This window comes from Chloroflexus sp. MS-G (genome assembly GCF_000735195.1).
Lineage (GTDB): Bacteria > Chloroflexota > Chloroflexia > Chloroflexales > Chloroflexaceae > Chloroflexus.
This window is the reverse complement of sequence record NZ_JPIM01000015.1, coordinates 20,577-42,804: the sequence shown is the minus strand read 5'-3', so window position 1 is coordinate 42,804 and position 22,228 is coordinate 20,577. Positions and strand designations below refer to the sequence as shown.

Below are 22,228 nucleotides of genomic sequence, written 5' to 3'. Positions count from 1 at the left end.
GTGGTTCTCCTTTCGACTAATCCAGACGGAAGCGCGTCTCAGCCAGCGCGTAGAGTCGGCGCCAGAACAGACGGTTGAACGCCAGCACGAGCATGCCCATCACCAGCATGCCCAAACCGACGTGCGGGTTGAACTCGCCGGTGCTCCAGTAAGCGATATAGGCGCCCAGACCGGTCAGGGTGAGGGTCGTTGCGCCCCACGACACGACTTCAGAGACGATGGACGCATTCCAGGAACCGCCCGACGCTGTAATTCCGCCGGTGACGAACGCCGGAAAGATTGCCGGAATGATCAGTTTGCGCCACCATGCCCACCCTCGCAGACCAAGCACCCGGGCAGCCTCTTTCAGATCGTTTGGAATGCTGATCGTGCCAGCGATCACGTTGAACAGGATGTACCACTGCGCTCCCAGAATCATCAGCGGCGCCTGAAACAGGTTCTGCGGCAGCGCATAAGTGGCGATGAGCACCACCGCAATCGGAAAGAGCAGGTTGGCGGGGAAGGCAGCGGCAAACTGCGCCAGCGGCTGCACAAACTGGGCGACTCGCGGACGCAACCCGATCCAGACTCCAATCGGAGTCCAGACCAGCGTCGAGATGCCGATCCAGATCACCACGCGCATGGTCGTGAGCAAGCCAAGCCACAGGCACTCCAGGACCTCTGACCAGGATACTTTGCCCGCAGGAACCATGGGTGCAGCGCAGGCGGCGGCCAGATCGTCCGGCGCGCCGACGCGCTCATCACGCAGCACTTCCGTCATCTCCGCACCGACTCTCGTTCCGCCTGCGGTCGCTGCGCACACATCCGACAGCCAGACCGTGTGATCGGGGTTGACCGTGACTCCGACGGCAGCAAAACGGCGGGCAATCTCCGGATTGAGATCGGTATTGACATTTGGATTTGCCGCCAGAATCCGACCATTATCGAAACCCAGCCCCGGACCGAACATATACGTCGCCAGGAACCATACCGCCCACAGCGCCGCTGCGATCACGAGCGCATACCAGATCCGGTCAATCGCACGATCAATCGGTCGCAGCGATGGTTGCGGTTCGACGCGCGGACCAGGATGATCACCCGTCAGCCGAACCGGAATGCTCTGGCGGATCGCGGCGCCAAGCGCACCCAGGCTGCTGGCGGTCCCCGACCGCTGCAACAAACGCAGCATCCACGATTGTGCAACTTCCTGCGCCTCAGACTGCTCGAACTTGAATTTTTCAGACCAGGCGACGATAGGGCGGAAAATCAACTGGTCGTAGATCAGAATGATTATCAGTAACGTCAGACCGGCATACACCATCGCCGCAACATCCGCCTGCTCAATCGCCAGCCCGACATACGAGCCGACTCCAGGCAGATACTGATCATTGTCGCGCCCGACCACCGAGATGACCTCAGAGGCGACCACAAAGAACCACCCGCCCGATACTGACATCATCGTGTTCCACACCAGACCGGGCATTGCGAAAGGAACTTCCAGCTTCCAGAACTTTTTCCACGGCGAGAGCCGTAACACGGCAGCAGCCTCTTGTAGCTCTCTGGGCGTGGTGATCAACGAGTGATAGAAGCTAAAGGCCATATTCCACACCTGCGAGGTAAAGATTGCAAAGATACTGGCCGCCTCCAGACCGAGCAGGCTGCCGCGGAACATGCCGAGAAAAATCGCCGTTGTCACCGTCAGGAACCCCAGGATCGGCAGTGACTGGAGGAAATCCAGCGCTGGAATGATAACGATCTCAGCGCGCCGCGACTTGGCTGCCAGGGTCGCCACGGTGAACGTGAACAGCAGGCTCAACAGCACGGCAAGGAACATGCGGAACACCGTCCGCAACCCGTAATAGGGCAGGTTGGCAGGATTTAGAGAAACAGTTAGATCAGGCGTCGTCTCATCGAATGGCTGCGATGCGCCCTGAAACGCAACCGTCAGCAACAGGATCGCCACGATCACCAGCGGGACGACCACAAGGTCCCAGGGCGTCAGCTTGAAGCGCGGGCGCAGCACGCCAGCGTCAGGAAACGTCACGCGCATACGTGTCCTCCTGAGATAGTCAAGGATTTAGCAACGAGATTCCATCATCGAACACAACGTCGTCGTTGTCAGGAGGCTTCTCACAGCCGGTATGGTCTCCGATAGCTGCGCAGGATCAGTGCTGCGTTTAAGATTGCCTGCATATCGCGCTGCTCGATCCACTCAGCACAGCGCAGGGTGACTGCAATGCCACAGCGCGGCAACAGCCTGATGAGGAACCGGTCAAAAAGACTGGTCTCCGTCTGCGGCAGTGGTGCGTTGAGTCGCAGCAGCATCTGTTCGTAGCGTTGCTGTTGACGTACTTTTGCCGCCGCCACTTGAGCCAGCAAACTTGCATGCTGTTCATTGGTTGTTTGGGCAGCGAGGCGCTGGTAGAGCAGCGCAATGGTTTGATGGTGCAGCCAGGCACGCTGCAGTGCGTCGATCAGCAACCAGCGAATCGCTGCCCGGTGTCGGATGGAGACGACTGGCAACATGACATTTCCCCGTCGGAATACCTTACTGTTTCGCCCTAGTTGGTGCCGATCAGGATGCTGACCAGATAGAAATAGAGTGCCAGCCCGGTGAAGTCCTTGATGGTCGTGATAAACGGATCGGCGCCAGGTGCGTGATCCAGTCCAAGTTTCAACATCAGCCAAGGCAACATGAAACCCAGAAATGTGGCCAGTGTCACTACTGCGGCAAGCGATAGTCCCACTGCAATGCCAAGTTGTGGCAAACCATTTGGGAGACCCTGCCAGAAATATGCAACAGTGCCGCCGATCAAGCCCAGGACGATCCCCATCAGTGCACCGATTGAGACCTCGCGCACCAGATGCCGTCCGAAGCGTTGCATATTGATATGCCCAAGCGCCAGTCCGCGTGCAAAAATGGTGGTGGACTGGGTGCCCACATTACCGCCCATATCCATAACCAGTGGAATGAACACTGCTGCAGCAATAATAGATTCCAACACCTCCTGGAACTGTTCGATCAGGCCACCAACCGCAAGCCCACCGAGCAGCGTCACGAAGAGAAACACAATGCGTACCCGAATGGGATACAGGATTGAACCCTGGGTCAGCTTTCGGCTGTACACTTCGTCCTTACGGCGCAAAAGATCGCCCACGCCAGCTTTGAGGTACATCGTTTCGGATGTGTCACGTTCAATCAGATCGATGACATCATCGAACGTTACTGCACCAACCAGATGCTCTTCACTATCCACCACTGGGATGGCCGACAGTTCACTGAATTTGAGCAAACGCGCCGCTTCGAGATCTGGCGCAGTAGCTCGAACGAAGAGACCCGTGCCGGAAAGAAGTTCGCTCACTGATCGACTAGGTGTCTCTCTGATCAATTGACTCAGACGCACAGAGCCGCGATACCGCCGATCAGCGCCTATAACGAAAACAATATCAGTTTCGTCCTGGTGGCGCGGCGAGTCGCGCAACGCCGAGAGTGCATTAGCAACAGTCGCATCTTCACGAACTGCGATATAGTTTGGGGTCATGATCCGCCCGACGCTTCCTTCGGGATAGCCAAGCAATTCACTTACCGCCTGACGTGCATCTGGGGTCAGTGTCTCTAGCAGACGCTTTGCGACTTTTGCCGGTAGTTCTTCGATCAGGCGAGCACGATCATCCGGTTCGAGTTGCGTAAGCAGTTGGACACTCTCTGGATCGCCAAGCGCTTTGATCAGATCCGCCTGGTCGGGTGCATCGAGATGCTCGAAAAGTTCCAGCGCTTTCCGCTTCTCCAGCATACGAAAGATGGCGACTCTGGCGCGTACATCCAGCTTATTGAAGGTTTCGGCAAGTTCGACCAGTGACATGCCGTTGACGGTTGTCTTGATTTCTTCGGGTTTGCTCTTTGCGATGACCGCACTTGTCAGGTTCTGCATGGAAGTTCTCCTTTTATGTTCGTTGTTTAATGTAGCCGTAACGAAATTGTTGTTCTGAACGGAGGTGTAACGTTGTGTGCGTCCTTTCCCCGTTTTCTAGCAGCAAACGCCTGTGAGTTGCATTCAACAATGAGACGGCGCTGCCATACTCCGATCCGGCTGTGCGTCCAGCGTCTGCGTTGTCAGTCGATCATTGGTCGTCACACCGTCCGGTGTTGAGCCGTTCTGCGCAAGAGCATTCTTCTGGATCACCTGTCGTACTTCGGCATACGCAAGGCGATACGGTTTGTTCAAGCGAACAAAAGTCATAACCAGCCGTCCCTCCTGATCCAACGTCCAGCGAATGGTCAGCATTGTGGGTTCCTCCTCTCGCCTTCAAATCGAAAAAAGCTGCCCAAGTGGTTTGCTGAAAAGCACAATAAACCTTGCGCACGATCAGATGATCGGCGCCGACCGATATGCACGCCTGATAGAGAGCAAACACTCTCCCTTCGTCTGCGGGTGACGGGCAGACGATTGCAACGTACAATCGCAGATTGTTATCAGAAACTGGAGAGACAGCAGCGCAACGCCGAAGAAGGAAGGATGCAGATACGTTGGTGCGTATCCATCGGGCTTGCGCTCAACAAACAACCCTGGCGAACCCGTCTCGCCAGGGTATCAGGAGGGATGACAGTGAAGGCTATAAGATACTGGCGAGAGGGCGATGCGTCTGGATTGTTATTGCGGCGCGGCGCCGCTGACTACGATGACTACCGTCGTCCATATACACCTCGAACAAAAAACCCTCTGATTGCATCAGAGGGATTGAACGCTTGTGCGAACACTCCCCCTCCGCTTGATCTTAAGCTATCACACAACGTAACGGCCAAAGCGTAGTTACTTTGGCAAAGCCCTTAAGCCGAGCTTGCTGTATGCCCCTAAGCGTCTTTCGACGGGTCGGAGCAGTAACCTGTGTTTGTGTGAAGCCGCGCCTACCAGGGAGCAACTTCTCAGTTGGCGTGCTGAGTATATCACATGATAATATGCAGTGTCAATACTAATTTTTGACTCAATTTTGGGCCGCCTGATAAGATACTCCCTCCCTGACTAATGGTTTTGTTTGCGTGTCATCGTTCGCGTCACAGGTAGAAAAAACGGGTACAATAGAGGCGATGTACCATAACACGAGGAAGTCTATGACAGAGTATATCGCCACAATTGGCCTTGAAATTCATGCGCATGTGCGCACGCTCTCAAAGATGTTTGATGGATGTAGTACCGATTATGCCGGTGCGCCGCCAAACACGCGGGTGTCCGTTGTGAGTCTTGGTTTACCAGGCGCGCTACCGGTGCTGAATGCTCGCGCAGTGGAATTAGCTGCCCTCTGCGGATTGGCCCTGGGGTGTCGGATCAACGAACGCTCGATCTTTGCCCGCAAATCGTACCCCTATCCCGACCTACCAAAGGGTTTTCAGATCACCCAATATGATGAGCCGCTGTGTAGCGATGGCGCCATCGAAATTCGGACGGCTGCCGGTGAAGTGCGGCGGATCGGCATCGAACGACTCCACATCGAGGAGGATACCGGACGCCTGATCCACAGTCCTGATGGTTCTTCGCTAATCGATTACAACCGCAGTGGAATGCCGCTGATGGAAATCGTCACCCGTCCCGATATTCGCACTCCTGAAGAGGCACGGTTAACGTTTGAGAAGATTCGGCAGATTCTGGTCTGGATCGGCGCCAACAGCGGAAATCTTGAAGAGGGTGCTTTACGCTGTGATGCGAATGTGAGTGTACGCCGTGCCGATTCTGATCGTTTTGGTGCTAAGGTCGAGATCAAGAATATTAATTCGTTCCGTTTTGTTGAACGAGCACTGGCCTACGAGATCGAACGCCAGATTCGCATTCTGGAAGCTGGCGGTGTAGTTGAACAAGAAACGCGCGGCTGGCGCGAGGATCTTGGTCGGACCGAGGGGCAACGCTCAAAGGAGTACGCTCACGATTACCGCTATTTCCCTGAACCTGACATTCCGCCGCTGGTGCTTTCTCCCGATTGGATCGCTGCACGGAAGGCTGAACTGCCTGAATTGCCCGACGCCCGACGCATGCGCTTAATGGAGACTTACGGCCTGTCATGGCAGGACGCCGACTTGCTGACGCAAGAGCGACCGATTGCCGATTACTATGAGGCTGCCGTTGCTGCCGTTCAGCGACCTGACGGTGCGAAAGAGGTTGCTAACTGGGTGTTGAACGAAGGCTTTCGCCTGTTGAAAGATCGGGGTGAGCCACCAACAGCGCTCATTGAACGGATGCCGGTGCAGCGGTTGGCTGCGCTCATCGATCTGGTGCAGCGTGGAACGATCACCCGTGCCGTTGCTAAGCAATTGTTTGAAGAGGTGTTCAATACCGGCGCTGACCCAGAAATCCTGGTTGCAGAACGAGGGCTGACCCAGATCAGCGATGATGATGCGTTGCTGGCAGCGGTACGTGCAGCGCTGGCCGATGAAAAAGCTGCTAAAGCGATTGCCGAGTACCGCAAGGGGAAGACGACGGCAATTCAGTTTTTAGTGGGAATGGTTATGCGGGCAACCAAAGGCCAGGCCAACGCCCAGCGAGTACGTGAGTTGTTAGAGGCAGAGCTGCAATGACCCTAACCGGCGATGAGTCTGCCGCGCTGAATCCACTCACCCTAATGGAATCGGCGCGGGAAAAATATACACTAGCACGGGCGCGACGCGAGGTGCCGGAGCTGGCGTTACTCAGCATTCACGGCGCAATCGAGGATACTCTACGGGCACACTTGCTACGGATCGGCTCTCCGGTGGCACTTGGTTCGTTTGCTGGAGTCCTGGAGGCAATGCAAGAACTGTCTCAGGCACCGCTGAGCGCTGAAGAGGCTGATGCAGTGCGACGTCTGCACCGGTTACGTGGTCGCATCGCTCGTGGTGAACATCTCGCGGTGACCGGTGAGACTCTGGCGGCGTACCAACGTCTGGCAGCGATCATTTTGCCACGGTATGGTATCCAGGTACTGCCACCTGCCGAGCAACCATCGCGCTCACGGCCAACCCAGCCGATGCGTGCGCAAACGACGTTGCCCGACGATGAGCCGGTTCGGGTGCGCCTGCGTGACCGCCATACGGTCTATGACGAAGCACAACGTATTCGTTCACTCGGTGACCAGTACAGCACAACTTCTGCCACACGGGTACCGGTCGTTCCATCATGGGTTGCCCCGGTGCTGATCGTGGTCAGCATTTTCATCATTGGGATAGCCGTTGCGTTATTGATCCAGAATCCGGCCCCACAAACATTGCCAACGGTACCGCTAGTTGGTGTATCACCACTTCCAACCGAACAGGTATCGCTAGCAACGGAAACTTCGGTAGCGTTACCAACATCGGCGCCGGTACCGACATCGTCGGGGAGTTCTGGGCTAACAGAAGGCTCGTCAACCGCTGTACCGGGTGGTCTTTCAGTTGGCAGGAAAGCTATTGTCAGCCGCGACATCCCTGCCCTCAATCTGCGGGTTGAGCCGGGGATCAACGCTGCCATTCAAGTCATTCTGGCTCCGGGAACTGAAGTTGAAGTAATCGCTGGTCCACTTGAACGTGATGGCCTGACCTGGTGGCAGGTGCGAAGTGCAGGTATCGAAGGGTGGTGTGCTGGCGAATTTTTGCAGAGCATTGAGTGAGGGGAAATGGTACGAAGGTATGGACGCGACGGACGGCTAGCGATCTTCGTCGGTAGTATGCTAAGGATGGATAGATTTGGCAATCCGAGCCGATGATGCAGTGGCCGGATGTAACAGTCATACGTGTTTTAAAACTGGCCGGTATGATCCGCTTATAGGAATCTCACATTGCTACGGTCAGATAGCTGCGGAGCTGAACAGATTGGTCTTCATCCGCGAAGGGGGATCAATACGATTGAACGTCGTGAGTATCATTACCTTAGTATCTGTCTGATGGCACATTTGAGAACAGATTGGTAAGTTGCATTCTAACGCCTCTCTTCGCTATTGCTGCATGCCTATATTGCCAGATCGAATGGCAGATCAATAATGTCGCGCAATCGTTTACCATCAATCAGGCTCCGCAGCATCTCGTGCTGATCTTTGTTGGACATAACTACAATTTCCAGTTCGTGGAGTGCGATATGATACACACAGTCTAGATCACCGGTTCCGAGAGCCAGAGATGCAATACGTGTTGGTAGTGGTTCAGCAGTAACTGCAACAATGTGTGGGGTGTGACCTTTACGATTCCGGATCAAATTCATCGCCTCTGTTCTGATGTTCTGACTTCTATCACTTCTCATTGTCCACTTGCAGGAAATACTAGCGTGAAGAATTGGTTTTGAACCTTCTTTCTTCCTGAGGGGAGAATACTTAACTATAGCTTGAGCAGGGTCTAAAAGTGTTTCTTCTGCATTAATCTCGTCATCCGAAACTGGGACTCTGGCTATGATGATGTCGGGTTTAATAATATAGTCTACTCCAAAAATAGAAGCGAGTTCTCTATTTGCACGTACTATTCTTTCAATATCTGCTAAATGCTCATATTGATCAAAGTTTGATATAGTTTTCAGATGAGAAAATCCATTTTCCAGGTCTCAAATGGTTGAGGAGACTAAAAGCCTCTGAAATAAAATCCTTCGTAACCTCTTCAAATAGCTTACCGGTTTGTTGATCGGAAATGGGGTCTTGTCTGAAGACACGACACCCCATTTCTTGCAGAACAGCGGATGCAATGTCTTTGCTCGACCTGCTGCTTGCGTCGGCAAAGTTTGGGTAGGATCCTCCAGGTTTTATCCAGACAATCTGTGCACAGATCCGCTCGTGATACTTCTTTCGCAAATCAAAAAAGTTCAAACGTCTTGCGTTCTGCGAAGTTTATAACCCCTAGCCCCGTTCCGCTTCCCCACGGGAAGCGGAACGGGGCAAAGTGGGGGCTGGAGCAAAAGAATATTGAACCCCTCCCACGCAATGGTTGCACGGGCGCGGTACGCGCCCAATGAGAAATCTGGGTTCTTGATCAGGCTCTTAGATCTTACAAATCAGCAGAATGGCGTGATGGTTCATCAGTTCTTGTCTTCTTCTGTGCTCGGCTCTGGGTGCTTCTCCTATACTTTTATGGTAATCCAGGCGTAGCAATGTTCGCCGTTTGTCAACTCGCAAGAGTATACAATTGCCGGCGGGCAAGTTTGGAACCCAATAGGCGGATTGGGAAACCGACTTGCAGTAATCTGTACGCCGACTCACACTAATCTGGTATACTGGCGCCATAAGCGTGAGGAGTCACCTATGAAAAGAGTTGTCAGTATTAGTCTTGGCTCGGCCCAGCGTGATTATCACATCACTGTGCAGGTGCTGGGGCAGCACGTCGAGGTGCGCCGTATCGGTACCAATGGCGATGTAGCCCGGGCAATGGCACTGGTACGCGAGTTTGATGGCAAGGTCGATGCAATTGGTCTTGGGGGGCTGACACCGGTCTTTCGCATTGGTCGCGCTCGTTATCCGCATCAAGAGGCGATCCACATTGCGGCGCAAGCGCAACGAACTCCGGTAGTAGATGGGGGGGTCGTGAAGGCAACGCTTGAGCGGTGGGCGATTGCGCAGGCAGTACAGCAGATTCCTGCTCTGCTGCGGTATAAACGAGTATTAATTACCAGTGGCATCGAGCGGTACCAACTGGCCGCTGCGATCAGTCAGTATGAACCGGAACTGCGTTTTGCCGATCCGATCATTCACGCTGGCATACCCTTTCTACCACCGCCACGTTCAATCGCACAGCTCGAACTGTATGCTGCAACGGCGCTTCCGATTCTCGCGCTCCTGCCTTACCGCTTTATCCATCCTGTCGCACTCGGTCAGGAAGGTTTTGACGGACGTGCCGTCGATCTTTTCCGCTGGGCCGATGTGATTGCCGGTGATTTTGCTTTCATCCGGCGTTTTGCGCCAAATGATCTGACCCGCAAAACCATTATTACTGATGATCCATCACCTGCCGAGATTGAGGATTTACGGCGACGCGGCGTGACGACATTGGTAACGATGACCCCACCGCTGAACGATCAGCGACCGTTTTTGGCGGCTGATGTGCTAGAGGCGATCATCACGGCCATTACTGAAAGTCCTCGTCAGCCTGCTGATGGGGAGGTGATCGATTTTATCACTGCTGCGGGCTGGGAGCCGACGGTACAAGACCTCAATCCTCGCCCCAAGCCTCGCTTTGCATTTGTGATCCATCCGTTGCGCACTGAACTGATTGCGAGACATAAACTTTTTCGCTGGACGCGCTATCTCCCACCGCGTCTGGTAGAGGTGGTCGCTGCCCATTTCCCACCCCTGTACCTCTCGCGAATCCGTGGGATTCGCTCGAAAGCGACCGGTGAAGAGGTTGAGGGTATCTTGCTCACGTTGGGGGCAACGCCACGCGAAATGATGCTTCGCCCACCTGGCTTTACCTACCGTCGTTTGATTAAGGCGGCTCGCATGGCCGAGCGGATGGGCGCTCAGCTTATGGGGCTGGGTGCATTTACCTCGGTGGTGGGGGATGCCGGTATTACAGTCGCGCAGAAGGTGAATATCGGTATCACATCGGGCAATTCATTGACAGTGGCTGCCACGCTTGAGGCGGCAAAGCAGGCTGTATTGCTGATGAAAGGTGGTCGGCCAGAACACGTGCGAGCAGTGGTGATCGGTGCAACCGGTTCCATTGGCGCGGTGTGTGCCCGTTTGCTGGCGCAGGCAGTGCATGACGTGGTACTGGTGGCTCCGCGTGCTGAACGACTGATTGCCTTGAAGAAGCAGATTGAAGCCGAGACGCCCGGTGCTCGTGTGGTGGCGGCAACGTATGCCGATGCCTATCTCGGCGATGCCGATCTGATTATCACGACGACCAGTGCGCTGACCGGTAAGGTTATTAATATTGATAAAGTCAAACCTGGTGCTGTTATTTGCGATGTTGCGCGTCCGCCAGATGTAAAAGAAGAAGACGCCCGTCGGCGTCCTGATGTGCTGGTCATCGAGAGTGGAGAGATTATTCTCCCCGGTGAACCAGATTTTGGCTTCGATATCGATATGCCACCCGGTACCGCTTATGCCTGTTTGGCAGAGACGGCGCTCCTGGCGATGGAAGGCAAGTTTGAAGACTACACGTTGGGGCGCAATATCGAGATCGAGCGGGTTAAAGAGGTCTACCGGTTGTGGAAGAAGCACGGCTTGGAGCTGGCGCGTCTGCGTTCGTTTGGCGTGTATGTTACTGATGACATGATCGCCGAGAAGCGGCGGTTGGCCGAAGAACGCCGTCGCCAATTGGGCCTTCCTGCTGAGCGCGTGTTGGATCAGTCGTCGTGAAGTCGCCGCAGCTCGAGTGGTTGACCGTTCAGCCCCCATGCCCACACGCAGCACCGCCAGTGGTGTTGGTGCATGGCGCCTGGCACGGTGCCTGGTGTTGGGTCGAGCGTGCGCTACCTGATCTGGTAGCGCGGGGCTTGACGGCGCATGCCATCAGCCTGCGCGGTCACGGCTCTAGTTCACGAGCCGGACTGTTGACTACCATTTGCGATTACGTGCAAGATGTACGAACGGTGGTGAACGCACTACCTCAGCCACCAATATTAGTTGGACATAGTGCCGGTGGTTATGTTGTACAACTATGCTTAAGTGGTCGGTGCGGCTCGGCGCCTAGGGCTGCCGGTGCCGTGTTATTGTGCAGCTCACCAGTTTCCAGCCCAGCTTACTTTTTACGTCGTTGGCGCGAACGGAAACCAATGGTTGACATCCGCTCCCTGTTGCGACGAGAAATCAGTGCAGTACGAGCAGCTCTCTTTCGCCCAGATATTGCTTTAGACGATCTTGAGCGTTACCGCCGACAATTGGTCAGTGAGCCGCCGCTCGTAACCCTGACCAGTATGCTGATCCGCCCGCGTCCGCATGTCGTGCAGGTACCGGTATTGGTCATTGCAGCCGGAAATGATGCTATCTTCGATCTCCCTGCTCAGCAAGAGCTTGCTGCTGCATATCGTGCTGAATTGCTTGTTATCCCTGAAGCCGCGCACGATCTTATGCTCGACCCGGCCTGGCCAATGGCAGGTGCTGCAATTGCCCGCTTTGCAGTTACGGTTGGGCAGGCCATTCCAGGTGGTTAGAGTGGCTAAGCGATGTTCTTTTTTCCCGTAAGCTGGCCTACATCTTGTCGTGTCACCTGTGCATATTTTCACGAGTACGCTAGTAGCGGCGGGTGCCCAACCCGCCGCCGTCACTCGCTCACAACACCACTACCGGGCAGGGAAAAACGGTGAACACCGCTAGATGCTGGCAGAACACAGGGTATGCTCTTTGTCAGTCTTCCCGCTCTCCCTGGTTAAGTAAGTTGTTCAGCAGGTGTTCAGGGACCTGTACGGCCACGACTTCACCCTGCACCGTTGTCTCACCATTTGCTTCGATCCACGCTTCAACGATCACTTTGCGACCAGACATCTCTTTGACCCGTCCGTGAATGACCAGTTCGGGTCCGAGTGGTGTCGGGCGCAAGAAGTTTACTCGCAACGATGCCGTGAGATAGCGTAGGTACGGCGCAGTACCCGGTTCACGCCCGGCGGCAGCATAAGCTGCTGCTGCTGCCGTTCCGGTACCGTGACAGTCGATCAGTGAAGCCAATAGTCCACCGTAAACATAGCCGGGTACTGCTGTATGGTACGAGAAAGGTGTAAAGCGTGCAATGGCTTCACAACCGTTCCAGACACTTTTGATCTGTAAACCATCGAGATTAAGACGGCCACAACCGTAACAGTGACTCAGTTCATCGGGATAGCTGTCTTGAATGGCGTTCATGGTTTTTCCTAATGCTGATAACGACACATTAGGGTCGTCGGAGATAAATCCATGCTGAGGGGCCTCGTTGCCCCATAACAACAGTCTCACCAGGTACAAATTGTTCGATAATGAACCGCGATTGAAGTGCTGCTAGGAGTAATGTCTGTTCGATGTGAGTTTTCAATATCGCCGCATCAGGTGTGGTTGGGGTACGCAGATGGGCGAAGAACGCAAACAGGCCACCTGGTTTGAGCAACCGCCGCACTTCATCAAGGTAAGCGTTGAGTTCTGGTTCGCTGAAACCATGACCACAGCCGACGTCGATTGCCAGATCGTAGGGTTCGGTTAGAAAATCCAGACGAGTGGCATCGGCGACAAAGAGACGTACCTTATCAGCGACACCAGCGGCTGCCACCCGCTCGCGAGCGATAGCAATCGCTTCAGGAACAAAATCAATTCCGTCAACCTGCCAGCCGGCACGGGCCAACCAGATGCACGCTCGTCCGGTGCCACAACCGAGATCGATAGCCCGCCCAGGGGGTAACTCGTTGCTTAAGGTAATAATTTCAGGTGGTGGTTCTGAATGATCCCAGGGAATCTCTCCTGACAGGTAACGTTCACGCATGCGATGGAAACGATCAGACATACCTGTACCCTCTGAGCACTATTGGCGTGATCGCTTTAAGGCTCGCTCAATGTCTCTTGCCGCATCGCGGCGGGCAATATCCTCACGTTTATCGTAAATCTTCTTACCACGCGCCACTCCAAGCTCGACTTTGGCCCGTCGTCCTTTGAAATAGACCTTTAGCGGCACGAGGGTCATTCCCTTCATCCGTACCAGCCCATTGAGACGGTTGATCTCACGTCGGTGGAGTAAGAGCTTGCGTGGTCGGAGCGGATCGTGATTAAAGTACTTGCCCGACTGTTCGTAAGGAGCAATGTGAGCGTCGTATAAGAATACCTCGTCGTCAATCACACGGGCAAAACTGCCGCGCAGATTAACCCGTCCGGCGCGTACCGATTTGATTTCGCTGCCGGAAAGGACAATGCCGGCTTCAATTGTCTCTTCTATATCGTAATCGTGGCGTGCCTTGCGATTTTCGGCAACCACTCCCGAATGATGTGTTTTCGCTGCCACGTTTCACTCTCTCAAAATAACGTTTGATGTGTCAATGGTACCGATTACCTGTTCTCAGTAAGCATTCCTCGCCGTGATAGGTTTCCTATCCCACCTTCCTTCACTCATGCCAGGGAGATATGTTCCAATTATGGATTGGTAAAAGAGTTTTCGTTGTCTGCTCTGGCTCGATTGTGCGGATAGGCCCGCAACAGGTCAGAGGGAAGGGATGGGTGAACGCATGTCTCAATAGCACTCCCCAGGCCAACCGTTGCCCAAAAGAGGGTTGCCATATGGCTAAACTCGATATTGAAAAAGTAGTGGTCGGCCACTCCCACAGCCAGTGCTGCCACTAACGCGCCCTGACAACCAAGGAGCCAGCTAGCGAGTTCGTCGTCGAGTGCGGGCAACAATTGCAGACTGCGCGTAAACCAGAAGCCGATCAGACCGAGAAAGACTGCCAGCCCGACCAAACCCATACGCTGGGCAATTGCCAGATAGATACTGCTCACACCGGCTGAGAGATCGAGATCGGGTGCCTGACCAAAACCGATCCCGAATACTGGGTAGCGCTGGATAATGGCAATCGCATTGGCGTATTCGCCGAGTCGCATCTGTTGGGCCTGATCGCGAAATTGGATACCGGAGAGCACTCGTTGGATGAAATCATCAGCGTACCCCAAACCGACGAGGAGCACCGCACCGACGGTACCTACCACTATCATGTACCGCCAGAGACGAGGGTAGCGTACAGTGGCGAGAAACGCTGCTGCAATAATCAGACCAAACAGGGCTGCCCGTGAGAAGGTCAGCAAGAGGGCCAATACCTGTAATCCACCAAGCGTAGCCAGTACCCAGCGGGGGAGGATTGGTTGCGGTGTAGCCAGTTGCGTCAGCGTCAGCACTGCTACCAGCGCCAACATGCCACCAAAGCTGTTTGGGTCAACCCCCAACCCAATTGCGCGCTCCAGCCCATTAGGATCGTCTTCGATGTACCGTAGCACGCGACCGCTGGTCGGATAGCCGATCCGACCAAGTGAAACCAGGAATTGGAGCGCTACGGCATCTGGTAATGTCCATAAGACCAGCCCGATGAGCGCCGATATGCCGCTCACAACTATCAATGCACGTATCGTGAAACGGAGCGTAGCGCGATCCCGAATGCAATTAATTACACTGAAGTAACAACCTACCCCCAATACAAACTTCGCGTAATTATGGAGCGTTTGCGGGTCGGGCAAACCACGCGCACCCAATACCAGCGAGAAGAAGGTTAATCCTAAAAAGCCGATGAGCGGGACCCCCAGCGAGCCAAGCCGTACATCGTAGGTGTCAGAACGGGCCAGGGCACGGAAAAGCCAGACAGCATTCAGAGCCACCAAAACCAGGGTGAGAAAGTTCGGCGTAATGATGGCTTTAAAGGGCAACGTGCCAAAGGGGATAATGGTAGCAATTGCAAGCGTAGCGATCAGGCCGGTCTGGACACTCACCAGCAAAGCCGTAACGACGAAGAGAGCCAGCACACCGGCCGCAGCATAGAGCGGCCCGAGAGCGGTAATGCCCCCAATCAGGCCGCCGGTTATTAGAGCCAGGCAGGCTATCAGTATTGGCGATTGCACCAGCCGGTCACGCCAGGTTGGTTGGTGTAACAAAGGGTTAACGAACATACGGCATATCAGAAATGCGCATCAATTTATCCCAGCGGTGTGTTGCATCGATATACCGCACCGTTCCCGAACGCGAGCGCATCACTACGCTGTGCGTGCGTGCACCGCCGCCAAAATATTCTACGCCGCGCAAGAACTCGCCCGACGTAATACCGGTTGCTGCGACAACAACATTTTCTCCGCGCACCAGATCGCGAGTCGTCAGCACTTGCTTCGGATCGATGCCCAACTCGGCGAGCCGTGCCCGTTCTTCGTCGTTACGCGGCCAGACTTTGCACTGAATCTCACCGCCTAGACACTTAAGCGCAGCAGCGGTCAAGACTGCTTCTGGAGCGCCGCCGATCCCCATCAGGAGGTCGGCAGGTGGATTTTCAATACTGGTCATAATACCGGCGCTCACATCGCCGTGGGGTATCAGCTTGATGCGGGCGCCGACCTCACGAATCTGACGAATCAGATCACGGTGGCGGGGACGATCAAGTACAACTACCGTCACATCTTCGACTTGCTTGTTGAGGGTGCGGGCTACGGCACGAATGTTGTACGCTACCGGAGCATTAATATCGATGACGCCTTTAGCCCGTTCGCCAACGGCCAGCTTATCCATGTATGGAATGCCGCGCCAGTTGTAGAATGAATGGCGTTCAGCAACTGCGACGATGGCAATTGCGCCGGGCATTCCTTCTGCTAACAATGTAGTTCCTTCCACTGGATCGACCGCAACATCGAACTCTTCGCCTTCACCGGTACCTACCCGTTCACCGATGTAAAGCATCGGTGCCTCATCTTTTTCGCCTTCACCAATAACGACAATCCCATTCATCGGTACGCTGTTTAGCGCCATCCGCATTGCATCAACTGCAGCCTGATCGGCGCCATTCTTATCGCCCCGACCCATCCAGCGCCCCGAACGTAGTGCCGCAGCTTCCGTTGCACGTACTAAATCCATGCCAAGGTTACGCTCCATCGCGAACCTCCGTTCTCTTGCCGGCAATCCCTGCATACTGGCGCGCCGACTTCACGCCTGACGTTAATCTGAATTGTAGCATAGATGAAACGGTTTTGAGATCAGCGACACCGGGCGAGACAGCGCTACGTGGTGTTTTCAGGTGATGTTCGCCGAAAGACGTTGTTCACCCTCGTCATCGGAAAGCGCTTTTGTGCGATGTGTTTTGTCTGATGAACTTCTTGACGGTTACGTGTTATAATCTTGCCGTAGAGGAATAGGTTTAGATGTGTTTGGTAAGTGAGGCTACCGATGCAGAACTTGTGGCACGATCTGGAACCCGGACCAGACGTTCCGAATGTAATTCATGTCGTGGTCGAAATCCCTAAAGGGTCTCGCAACAAATATGAATTTGATAAGCGAATTGGTGCATTTCGCCTTGACCGGGTGCTCTATTCCGCAGTACAGTATCCCGGTGACTATGGCTTTATGCCACAAACGTACTATGATGACGGTGATCCGCTCGATGTTTTGGTCATGACAAACCTGCCGACCTTTCCCGGTTGTATTGTCGAAGCACGACCGTTAGGTCTGTTCCGCATGCTCGACAAAGGTGAACCTGATGATAAAGTGCTGGCAGTGTTGCAATACGATCCCTTTTTTGCCGATTATCACAACTATACTGCCCTGCCGGCGCACTATCTGCGTGAAGTTGAGCACTTTTTTACCGTTTACAAAGACCTCGAAGGATCGCGGGTTGAACCGGTTGGCTGGGAGTCGGCAGATGTCGCTCGCGAGCGGATTCAATACTCAATTGATCGCTACTGGGACATGCGTGCCGGTCGCGTGCTCAAACGTGCCTGAGCAAACATCCATGACGTCACGCCGTTCACTTTCGCATCGTACAGCCTATTCGGCTGGCGGTGTTATATACCGAATCGTTGCCACGCAGATCGAAGTGGTGCTTATTGCAACCGACCGTGGTGAGCGTTGGGGCCTGCCAAAGGGGCACGTCAACCGTGGCGAAACAGCGGAGGCAGCGGCCGTGCGTGAAATTGCCGAAGAGACGGGGTTGGAAGGTGTGGTCGAGCGCCATCTAGCTACAATTGAATACTGGTTTCGCTCGGGCGCTAGTCGAATCCACAAGTATGTCGATCTGTTTTTAATTCGGTACGTGCGGGGTGAGGTGCGTCCTCAGACTGGTGAAGTTGATGATGCGCGCTGGTTTCCGCTTGATGAAGCCCTTCGACGGGTTTCCTTCGAGCGAGAGCGCGAGGTGTTACTGTTGGCCGGGCAGTTGCTCGGTAGGGCGACCGATCATTCGTAATTGATGTCCGGTAGACCGGCGTAAAAAAGATTGAGCGAGTAACATCTGGACTGCTGAAGCATCGCTCTAGCAGTCCAGAAAATCTGATGCTACATCCCGACGTAGCTCAGGCAAGAGATCATGTTTTAAACTCACGTTAAAACCGTTCTGCGTTGGCAGGGTGTTGGCAAGAGTATCATCGCTCCTGCGGACTAGTACGTATGCAGTATATCATTGAAGTTCAACTTGATGAGGGCATTTCTGCCGATACGGCACTCATCGAACGCGCCGCGACTGCCGTGCTGACGGCTGAACAGGTTCCTTACGGTTGCGAGATCGGTATTCGGGTAACGACCGATGCGGAACTGCATCGGCTTAACCGCGATTTTCGGGGAGTTGATGCGCCAACTGATGTGCTTTCGTTCGCCGATGATGGTGGCGCCAGTCCTTTTGTGACTGCACCTGATCAACCCCGGTATCTCGGTGATATTGCGATTTCGTTCGAGCGCGTTTTGGCTCAAGCTGTTGAGCATGGTCATAGCCCGGCGCGTGAACTGGCCTATCTGACCGTTCATGGTGTACTTCATCTGCTCGGTTACGATCACGAGCGCAGCCCTGCTGAAGCGGCACGCATGCGCGAGCGTGAAGAGGCTGTTATGGCAATCCTCGGCTTACCTCGTGTATAGTTGGCTTACCTGCTATCGCTACGAAGGTGGCCGACGTGTAGCGTGGCTAACGTCGGCCAAAGAGTTTGTCTACCCCGTAGTCAATAACCAGGTATATTCCAACCGCCAACAAGAGCAACCCCCACCACGGCATCTGCACAAAGATCACGACGTGCAGCCGCGACCAGATGAGCCAGAAGACAAACAGAATGATTAGGGTGCTGATCAATGAACGAAGTTGGTGTGGCATAGAGTGTTATCTCCACCAGTATAATATCAACCCTTATCATACCCTATATTCCAAAGAGATGGTTGAAAGGGTGTGCAGTTGCGTTCGTTCTAGGTGTTTACGTTCATTCCGTATAGCAGAGAAGGTGAGGGTGATCGATCACCAGCATGGTTAGAGGTGCGCCAGCTCGCGTTAGCACCGATCCGAAATCCCTTGTTCCGAGCAATGTAAGGTCAGCGCAGGTCGTGCTCAGCCAGATCAGTGTGTTATCCGAAAGCGTCATCTCTCTGTGGTCTGTGGTGCGACAACGTTCGGTAGCACCGGCGCCGTGATCATCGTCGTGGACACCGGTAGGGGTGAGGCGTCGCCTCATCCCTACCGGTAAATCGTCTTGCCTCCATCGACAAGGTTCATCCGTCGTGAGGTGATGATGGATTGTTTAGGTAGGCTCTTCATTGCGCTTCGTAGCGGTAAATGCAAGCGTGTGTCGGGTGGTTCTCTTTACCGCCTGTTCAGCACAAACGTTGTTACTGATCTTGGTGTCGTTTTCCTGACAAGTGCTCAGGCAGGCTGGCCGCTTACTACTCGCACAACTGACCATATAACAGCGATAATGATCACAAGCCAGATGGCAACCACCATGATTGCTCCGGCCCGACTGATCGGTTTTCCTTGCTGCAACAACACTTCAGCTTTCTGCCGGGCATCACTCATTACTTCAGATGGTATCATTCTTAGGGCCAGTGCAATTCCCAGCGGTGTGATAACTATGTCATCGAGGTAGCCAAGGACAGGAATAAAGTCTGGGATCAAGTCTATGGGGCTAAACGTATGTGCTACCACCAGACCTACGAAAACCTTGACGTACCAGGGAACTCGTGGATCACGAGTGGCTATGTACAGAGCGTAAGCTTCTCGTTTTAGAGCACGAGCACGATGTTTCAGTTTGGTAAGCAAAGCGCTTCTCCGGGTGCGGGTAAGTCACCGTTGGTCTGCCAGATTTCGGCAACGTTTTCAGTTTTTGGTCAGGGTTGATACGCCGATCATCTCCAGCCTGTGGTTTTTTCTGAGGTTATGATCAAAAACCCAGATTTCTCATTGGGCACGTACCATACCCATGCGACTATTGCGTAAGGGGGTACCAACATGCTTTCGCGCCAGCCACACTCCTTGCCCTCTTCCTCACTCTCAATCAGCTTCTTCATCTGGCGTTGGTGTCGATAGTGATTTCACCTCACCGGCCACCCGAATATGTTCACAAATAGTAGCTCGCTGACCGAGCACGAACACCCGATGCCGTGCAACCGGACGCAATACCGGTGCTGCCTGTGCCCGTACTTTATCAAGCAGTTGCTGATCGGCAACGAGGGTTACCAATCGTCCGCCGGGCTTCAGCACTCGTGCAATGTGGTATAGCACGTCACGGTAGAGTTCACCCAGGTCCTCCCCCTCGCTAATCTGATTGCCAAAGGGTAAATTGACCGCCACCTTATTCACACTGGCGTCGGGTAACGGTAATCTGATCGCGTTCCAACGTCGGATCACGACGTGACCGCGAACATGCCGAAGATTAGCATTCATTGCAGTCACCGCCGCCGGACTAATATCGCCGCCGTAAAGTGTGGTAAAAGGCCCGGCTGCTGCTCGTTCTAGCAGCAGTGTGCCGGCGCCGGCCATCGGATCGAGAAAGATGTCATCAGCTTCGGGATGGGTAAGCATCACCATCGCCGCCGCCAGTGCTGGACGCAGCGAGGCCGGTAGGTGTGCAACCTTCTCACGTTGTCGCATTGAGCTGTCTGTTAACCGAATTGCGATGATCAGCTCTTGTTCAAGCAGTGTGGCCCACACTTCCAGTTCGGCTTCTTCATCTACCAGTTGCCAGTGTCCAGGCCAGCCGTCACGGATCGCATCGGCTACCGCCCGGCCAACCTCATACCGGTGGAAGTTGTGTTTGCCTACCATACGGGTAACGACGCGAAAACGCCCGTTGCGTTTCTTACCGTTGAGGCGCTGCCAGAGTTCCAGTGCCGGTTTGATCGTTTCTTCGTTGCGCGTAGCGGCGTGTATCTGGCGTAACCCCCGTTGATCGGGTGCGATTTTGAAGCCGCGTGCAGCGACTACGAAGACATCTTCGATGGTTCGTAGTGCCATAAGCGAACGGATTGAACCGCGATGATCGAGCAAGATGAGATCGTTGCGTGCTGGTACACCACGCACACCGAGCTGACGGGGTGCCGGTCGGTCGGCGGTGGGCCGAATCGTCTGTTCCACTTCTCGCCACGTGAGCGGGGCCAGTCCAGGCAGAGTTTGTAATATGTAGAGCATAAGAAGCTGTGATCCTACAATGTGTCAATATAATCGGTGATGATGTGATACAGCGTAGTCAAACTGGCAATGTCAACCCATTCTTCTGCCGAATGCAAGCCAGCGCCAATCGGGCCAAGGCAGATTGCCGGAACGCCAATGTGTGAATAGTAACGGGCGTCGGTTGCAAAGTGTTCGCGGTAGAAACGTGGTGACTGGCCGGTGTGGCGCTCAATAATGTCGGCTATTCGCTCAACATCGGGGTGTTCAGGGTCAGTACGTAAGCCAGCACTTGCCATCACGCTAACAAATTCCGCATCTGGGAAGGCTACTGCTAAATCCGCTTGAATGGCTTCTGGCGTGGTGTCGGCTGTCCAGCGAATGTCGAAAGTTACCAGCGCCTCTGCCGGTACCTGATTACGCGAACCGGCGCCAACCCGAATTTCGGTGGGGGTTACCGACGTGCGCCAGTCGTTCGGGCCAACCGGTGGTGGATACCGTTCATGGATCGTTTGAATACCCCGGGTCAGTCGGTAGATCGGATTATCACCTTCCCAGGGCCGCGATCCATGAGCAGCGCGACCGGGGATCCGTAGTTGTGCCCACATGCCTCCTTTGTGCTCGAACATAATACCGAGATCGGTTGGTTCAAGGCAAAGCATAAAATCGCACCGCCAACCCTCGTCGCGCAACCGTCCTGTACCCTGGCGTCCACCTATCTCTTCATCGGTCACGAACTGAAAGCCAATATCCGGTGGCTGCGGTAGTTGCGCTAGATCGCGGATCAGCCGCATCATAACTGCGATACTGCCTTTCATGTCCTGGCTACCACGTCCGTAAATACGGCCATCGCGAACTTCGGGTATAAATTGGTTCGCTTGACCGACTACCACATCCAGATGACCGTTGATCATCAGCCGTGGTGAGCGGGTAGGTTGTAGTGTCACGACCAGCGCTGGCTTATCATTGGCACTACTTCGTTCAAGATGAACCTTCGGAATATTAGCCAGATAGGTGGCAACGTAATCAATCGCTGCCTGTAATTGATCGGGCCGGTCGGCAATCGTCTCAAACCGGATCAGGTCACAGGTGAGACGGGTTAGTTCAAGATCAAGATCATTCATAGAGTGTTCCTGTCTTTATATCATATCAAGTCTGGATTATAGTATGTTTTTCTGAAATGCACTACCTGGCGGTACAAGCGAGAGGGGGGCAATGTCCTTAGCTTCGGTTTGGCTTCAAAATGCCTCTCCGGCAATGCTCCCTCTTCCTCAGCC

The 22,228-nt window shown here is 54.3% G+C and carries 22 protein-coding genes and 1 riboswitch; of the genes, 7 read left to right on the top strand and 15 right to left on the bottom strand.

The window, feature by feature from the left end; all coding sequences use genetic code 11:
- Positions 1-16: 16 nt before the first annotated feature.
- From JE47_RS0104495 to JE47_RS0104480, 4 genes are all read right to left on the bottom strand, one after another.
- Entirely contained in the window at positions 17-2,029 is a 2,013-nt protein-coding gene (locus JE47_RS0104495; protein ID WP_031458597.1) for an ABC transporter permease, read from the bottom strand.
- Between the two features lie 80 nt (positions 2,030-2,109).
- Positions 2,110-2,505 carry a hypothetical protein gene (locus tag JE47_RS0104490; protein ID WP_031458596.1) on the bottom strand — a complete coding sequence of 132 codons (396 nt, stop codon included), beginning with the start codon at positions 2,503-2,505 and terminating at the stop codon, positions 2,110-2,112.
- Between the two features lie 35 nt (positions 2,506-2,540).
- On the bottom strand, positions 2,541-3,911 hold the full coding sequence (mgtE, locus tag JE47_RS0104485; RefSeq protein WP_035418988.1) for a magnesium transporter: 1,371 nt from the start codon (positions 3,909-3,911) through the stop codon (positions 2,541-2,543).
- Positions 3,912-4,034: 123 nt separating this feature from the next.
- On the bottom strand, positions 4,035-4,265 hold the full coding sequence (locus tag JE47_RS0104480; RefSeq protein ID WP_031458594.1) for a hypothetical protein: 231 nt from the start codon (positions 4,263-4,265) through the stop codon (positions 4,035-4,037).
- A 468-nt stretch (positions 4,266-4,733) separates the two neighbouring features.
- A riboswitch (M-box (ykoK) riboswitch) is annotated at positions 4,734-4,900 on the bottom strand.
- Between the two features lie 189 nt (positions 4,901-5,089).
- On the opposite strand from JE47_RS0104480, the gene gatB reads away from it, so the two are divergent.
- Together gatB and JE47_RS0104470 are read left to right on the top strand one after the other, a co-directional pair.
- Complete coding sequence (gene gatB, locus JE47_RS0104475) at positions 5,090-6,544, top strand: Asp-tRNA(Asn)/Glu-tRNA(Gln) amidotransferase subunit GatB (protein ID WP_031458593.1); 1,455 nt, start codon at positions 5,090-5,092, stop codon at positions 6,542-6,544.
- On the top strand, positions 6,541-7,590 hold the full coding sequence (locus JE47_RS0104470) for an SH3 domain-containing protein (RefSeq protein WP_031458592.1): 1,050 nt from the start codon (positions 6,541-6,543) through the stop codon (positions 7,588-7,590). The genes gatB and JE47_RS0104470 overlap by 4 nt, the downstream gene beginning before the upstream one ends.
- 338 nt (positions 7,591-7,928) lie before the next feature.
- Here JE47_RS0104470 and JE47_RS22405 read toward each other — a convergent pair whose 3' ends face one another.
- Together JE47_RS22405 and JE47_RS22490 are read right to left on the bottom strand one after the other, a co-directional pair.
- Positions 7,929-8,432, bottom strand: a complete 504-nt coding sequence (locus JE47_RS22405) for an NgoMIV family type II restriction endonuclease (RefSeq protein WP_269077983.1) — start codon at positions 8,430-8,432, stop codon at positions 7,929-7,931.
- A 31-nt stretch (positions 8,433-8,463) separates the two neighbouring features.
- Positions 8,464-8,754 carry an NgoMIV family type II restriction endonuclease gene (locus JE47_RS22490; protein ID WP_442856907.1) on the bottom strand — a complete coding sequence of 97 codons (291 nt, stop codon included), beginning with the start codon at positions 8,752-8,754 and terminating at the stop codon, positions 8,464-8,466.
- Between the two features lie 447 nt (positions 8,755-9,201).
- On the opposite strand from JE47_RS22490, the gene JE47_RS0104460 reads away from it, so the two are divergent.
- Both JE47_RS0104460 and JE47_RS0104455 read left to right on the top strand, forming a co-directional pair.
- The gene (locus JE47_RS0104460; protein ID WP_031458591.1) at positions 9,202-11,256 is read left to right on the top strand and encodes a serine carboxypeptidase; all 2,055 of its coding nucleotides are present in this window, start codon (positions 9,202-9,204) and stop codon (positions 11,254-11,256) included.
- Positions 11,253-12,050 carry an alpha/beta hydrolase gene (locus JE47_RS0104455; RefSeq protein WP_031458590.1) on the top strand — a complete coding sequence of 266 codons (798 nt, stop codon included), beginning with the start codon at positions 11,253-11,255 and terminating at the stop codon, positions 12,048-12,050. Before JE47_RS0104460 ends, JE47_RS0104455 begins: the two co-directional genes overlap by 4 nt.
- A gap of 193 nt (positions 12,051-12,243) precedes the next feature.
- On the opposite strand, the gene JE47_RS0104450 is transcribed toward JE47_RS0104455, so the two are convergent.
- The 5 genes from JE47_RS0104450 to glpX form a co-directional block, all read right to left on the bottom strand.
- The gene (locus tag JE47_RS0104450) at positions 12,244-12,735 is read right to left on the bottom strand and encodes a PaaI family thioesterase (protein WP_031458589.1); all 492 of its coding nucleotides are present in this window, start codon (positions 12,733-12,735) and stop codon (positions 12,244-12,246) included.
- A gap of 28 nt (positions 12,736-12,763) precedes the next feature.
- Positions 12,764-13,363: an SAM-dependent methyltransferase gene (locus JE47_RS0104445; RefSeq protein WP_031458588.1), complete on the bottom strand. Its 600-nt coding sequence runs from the start codon at positions 13,361-13,363 to the stop codon at positions 12,764-12,766.
- 18 nt (positions 13,364-13,381) lie between these two features.
- The gene (smpB, locus tag JE47_RS0104440) at positions 13,382-13,855 is read right to left on the bottom strand and encodes an SsrA-binding protein SmpB (protein WP_031458587.1); all 474 of its coding nucleotides are present in this window, start codon (positions 13,853-13,855) and stop codon (positions 13,382-13,384) included.
- A gap of 128 nt (positions 13,856-13,983) precedes the next feature.
- On the bottom strand, positions 13,984-15,501 hold the full coding sequence (locus JE47_RS0104435) for an O-antigen ligase family protein (protein ID WP_081909986.1): 1,518 nt from the start codon (positions 15,499-15,501) through the stop codon (positions 13,984-13,986).
- Positions 15,491-16,468 (bottom strand): class II fructose-bisphosphatase, encoded by a 978-nt coding sequence (gene glpX / locus JE47_RS0104430; RefSeq protein ID WP_031458585.1) that lies wholly within the window; start codon positions 16,466-16,468, stop codon positions 15,491-15,493. The genes JE47_RS0104435 and glpX overlap by 11 nt, the downstream gene beginning before the upstream one ends.
- Before the next feature lie 291 nt (positions 16,469-16,759).
- Between glpX and JE47_RS0104425 the strand changes: the two genes are divergently transcribed.
- From JE47_RS0104425 to ybeY, 3 genes are all read left to right on the top strand, one after another.
- Positions 16,760-17,311 carry an inorganic diphosphatase gene (locus JE47_RS0104425; protein WP_012259161.1) on the top strand — a complete coding sequence of 184 codons (552 nt, stop codon included), beginning with the start codon at positions 16,760-16,762 and terminating at the stop codon, positions 17,309-17,311.
- A gap of 10 nt (positions 17,312-17,321) precedes the next feature.
- Positions 17,322-17,774, top strand: a complete 453-nt coding sequence (locus JE47_RS0104420; protein ID WP_031458584.1) for an NUDIX hydrolase — start codon at positions 17,322-17,324, stop codon at positions 17,772-17,774.
- A gap of 200 nt (positions 17,775-17,974) precedes the next feature.
- Positions 17,975-18,439, top strand: a complete 465-nt coding sequence (gene ybeY, locus JE47_RS0104415; RefSeq protein WP_031458583.1) for an rRNA maturation RNase YbeY — start codon at positions 17,975-17,977, stop codon at positions 18,437-18,439.
- A gap of 46 nt (positions 18,440-18,485) precedes the next feature.
- Here the strand turns inward: ybeY and JE47_RS0104410 are convergent, their stop codons facing one another.
- The 4 genes from JE47_RS0104410 to JE47_RS0104390 form a co-directional block, all read right to left on the bottom strand.
- Entirely contained in the window at positions 18,486-18,668 is a 183-nt protein-coding gene (locus tag JE47_RS0104410; RefSeq protein ID WP_031458582.1) for a hypothetical protein, read from the bottom strand.
- A 540-nt stretch (positions 18,669-19,208) separates the two neighbouring features.
- Positions 19,209-19,604, bottom strand: a complete 396-nt coding sequence (locus JE47_RS0104405; protein WP_031458581.1) for a YkvA family protein — start codon at positions 19,602-19,604, stop codon at positions 19,209-19,211.
- 231 nt (positions 19,605-19,835) lie between these two features.
- Positions 19,836-20,972, bottom strand: coding sequence for a methyltransferase domain-containing protein (locus JE47_RS0104395; RefSeq protein ID WP_031458580.1), 1,137 nt, complete (start codon positions 20,970-20,972; stop codon positions 19,836-19,838).
- 14 nt (positions 20,973-20,986) lie between these two features.
- Positions 20,987-22,075 (bottom strand): M20 family metallopeptidase, encoded by a 1,089-nt coding sequence (locus JE47_RS0104390; protein ID WP_031458579.1) that lies wholly within the window; start codon positions 22,073-22,075, stop codon positions 20,987-20,989.
- Positions 22,076-22,228 lie beyond the last annotated feature (153 nt).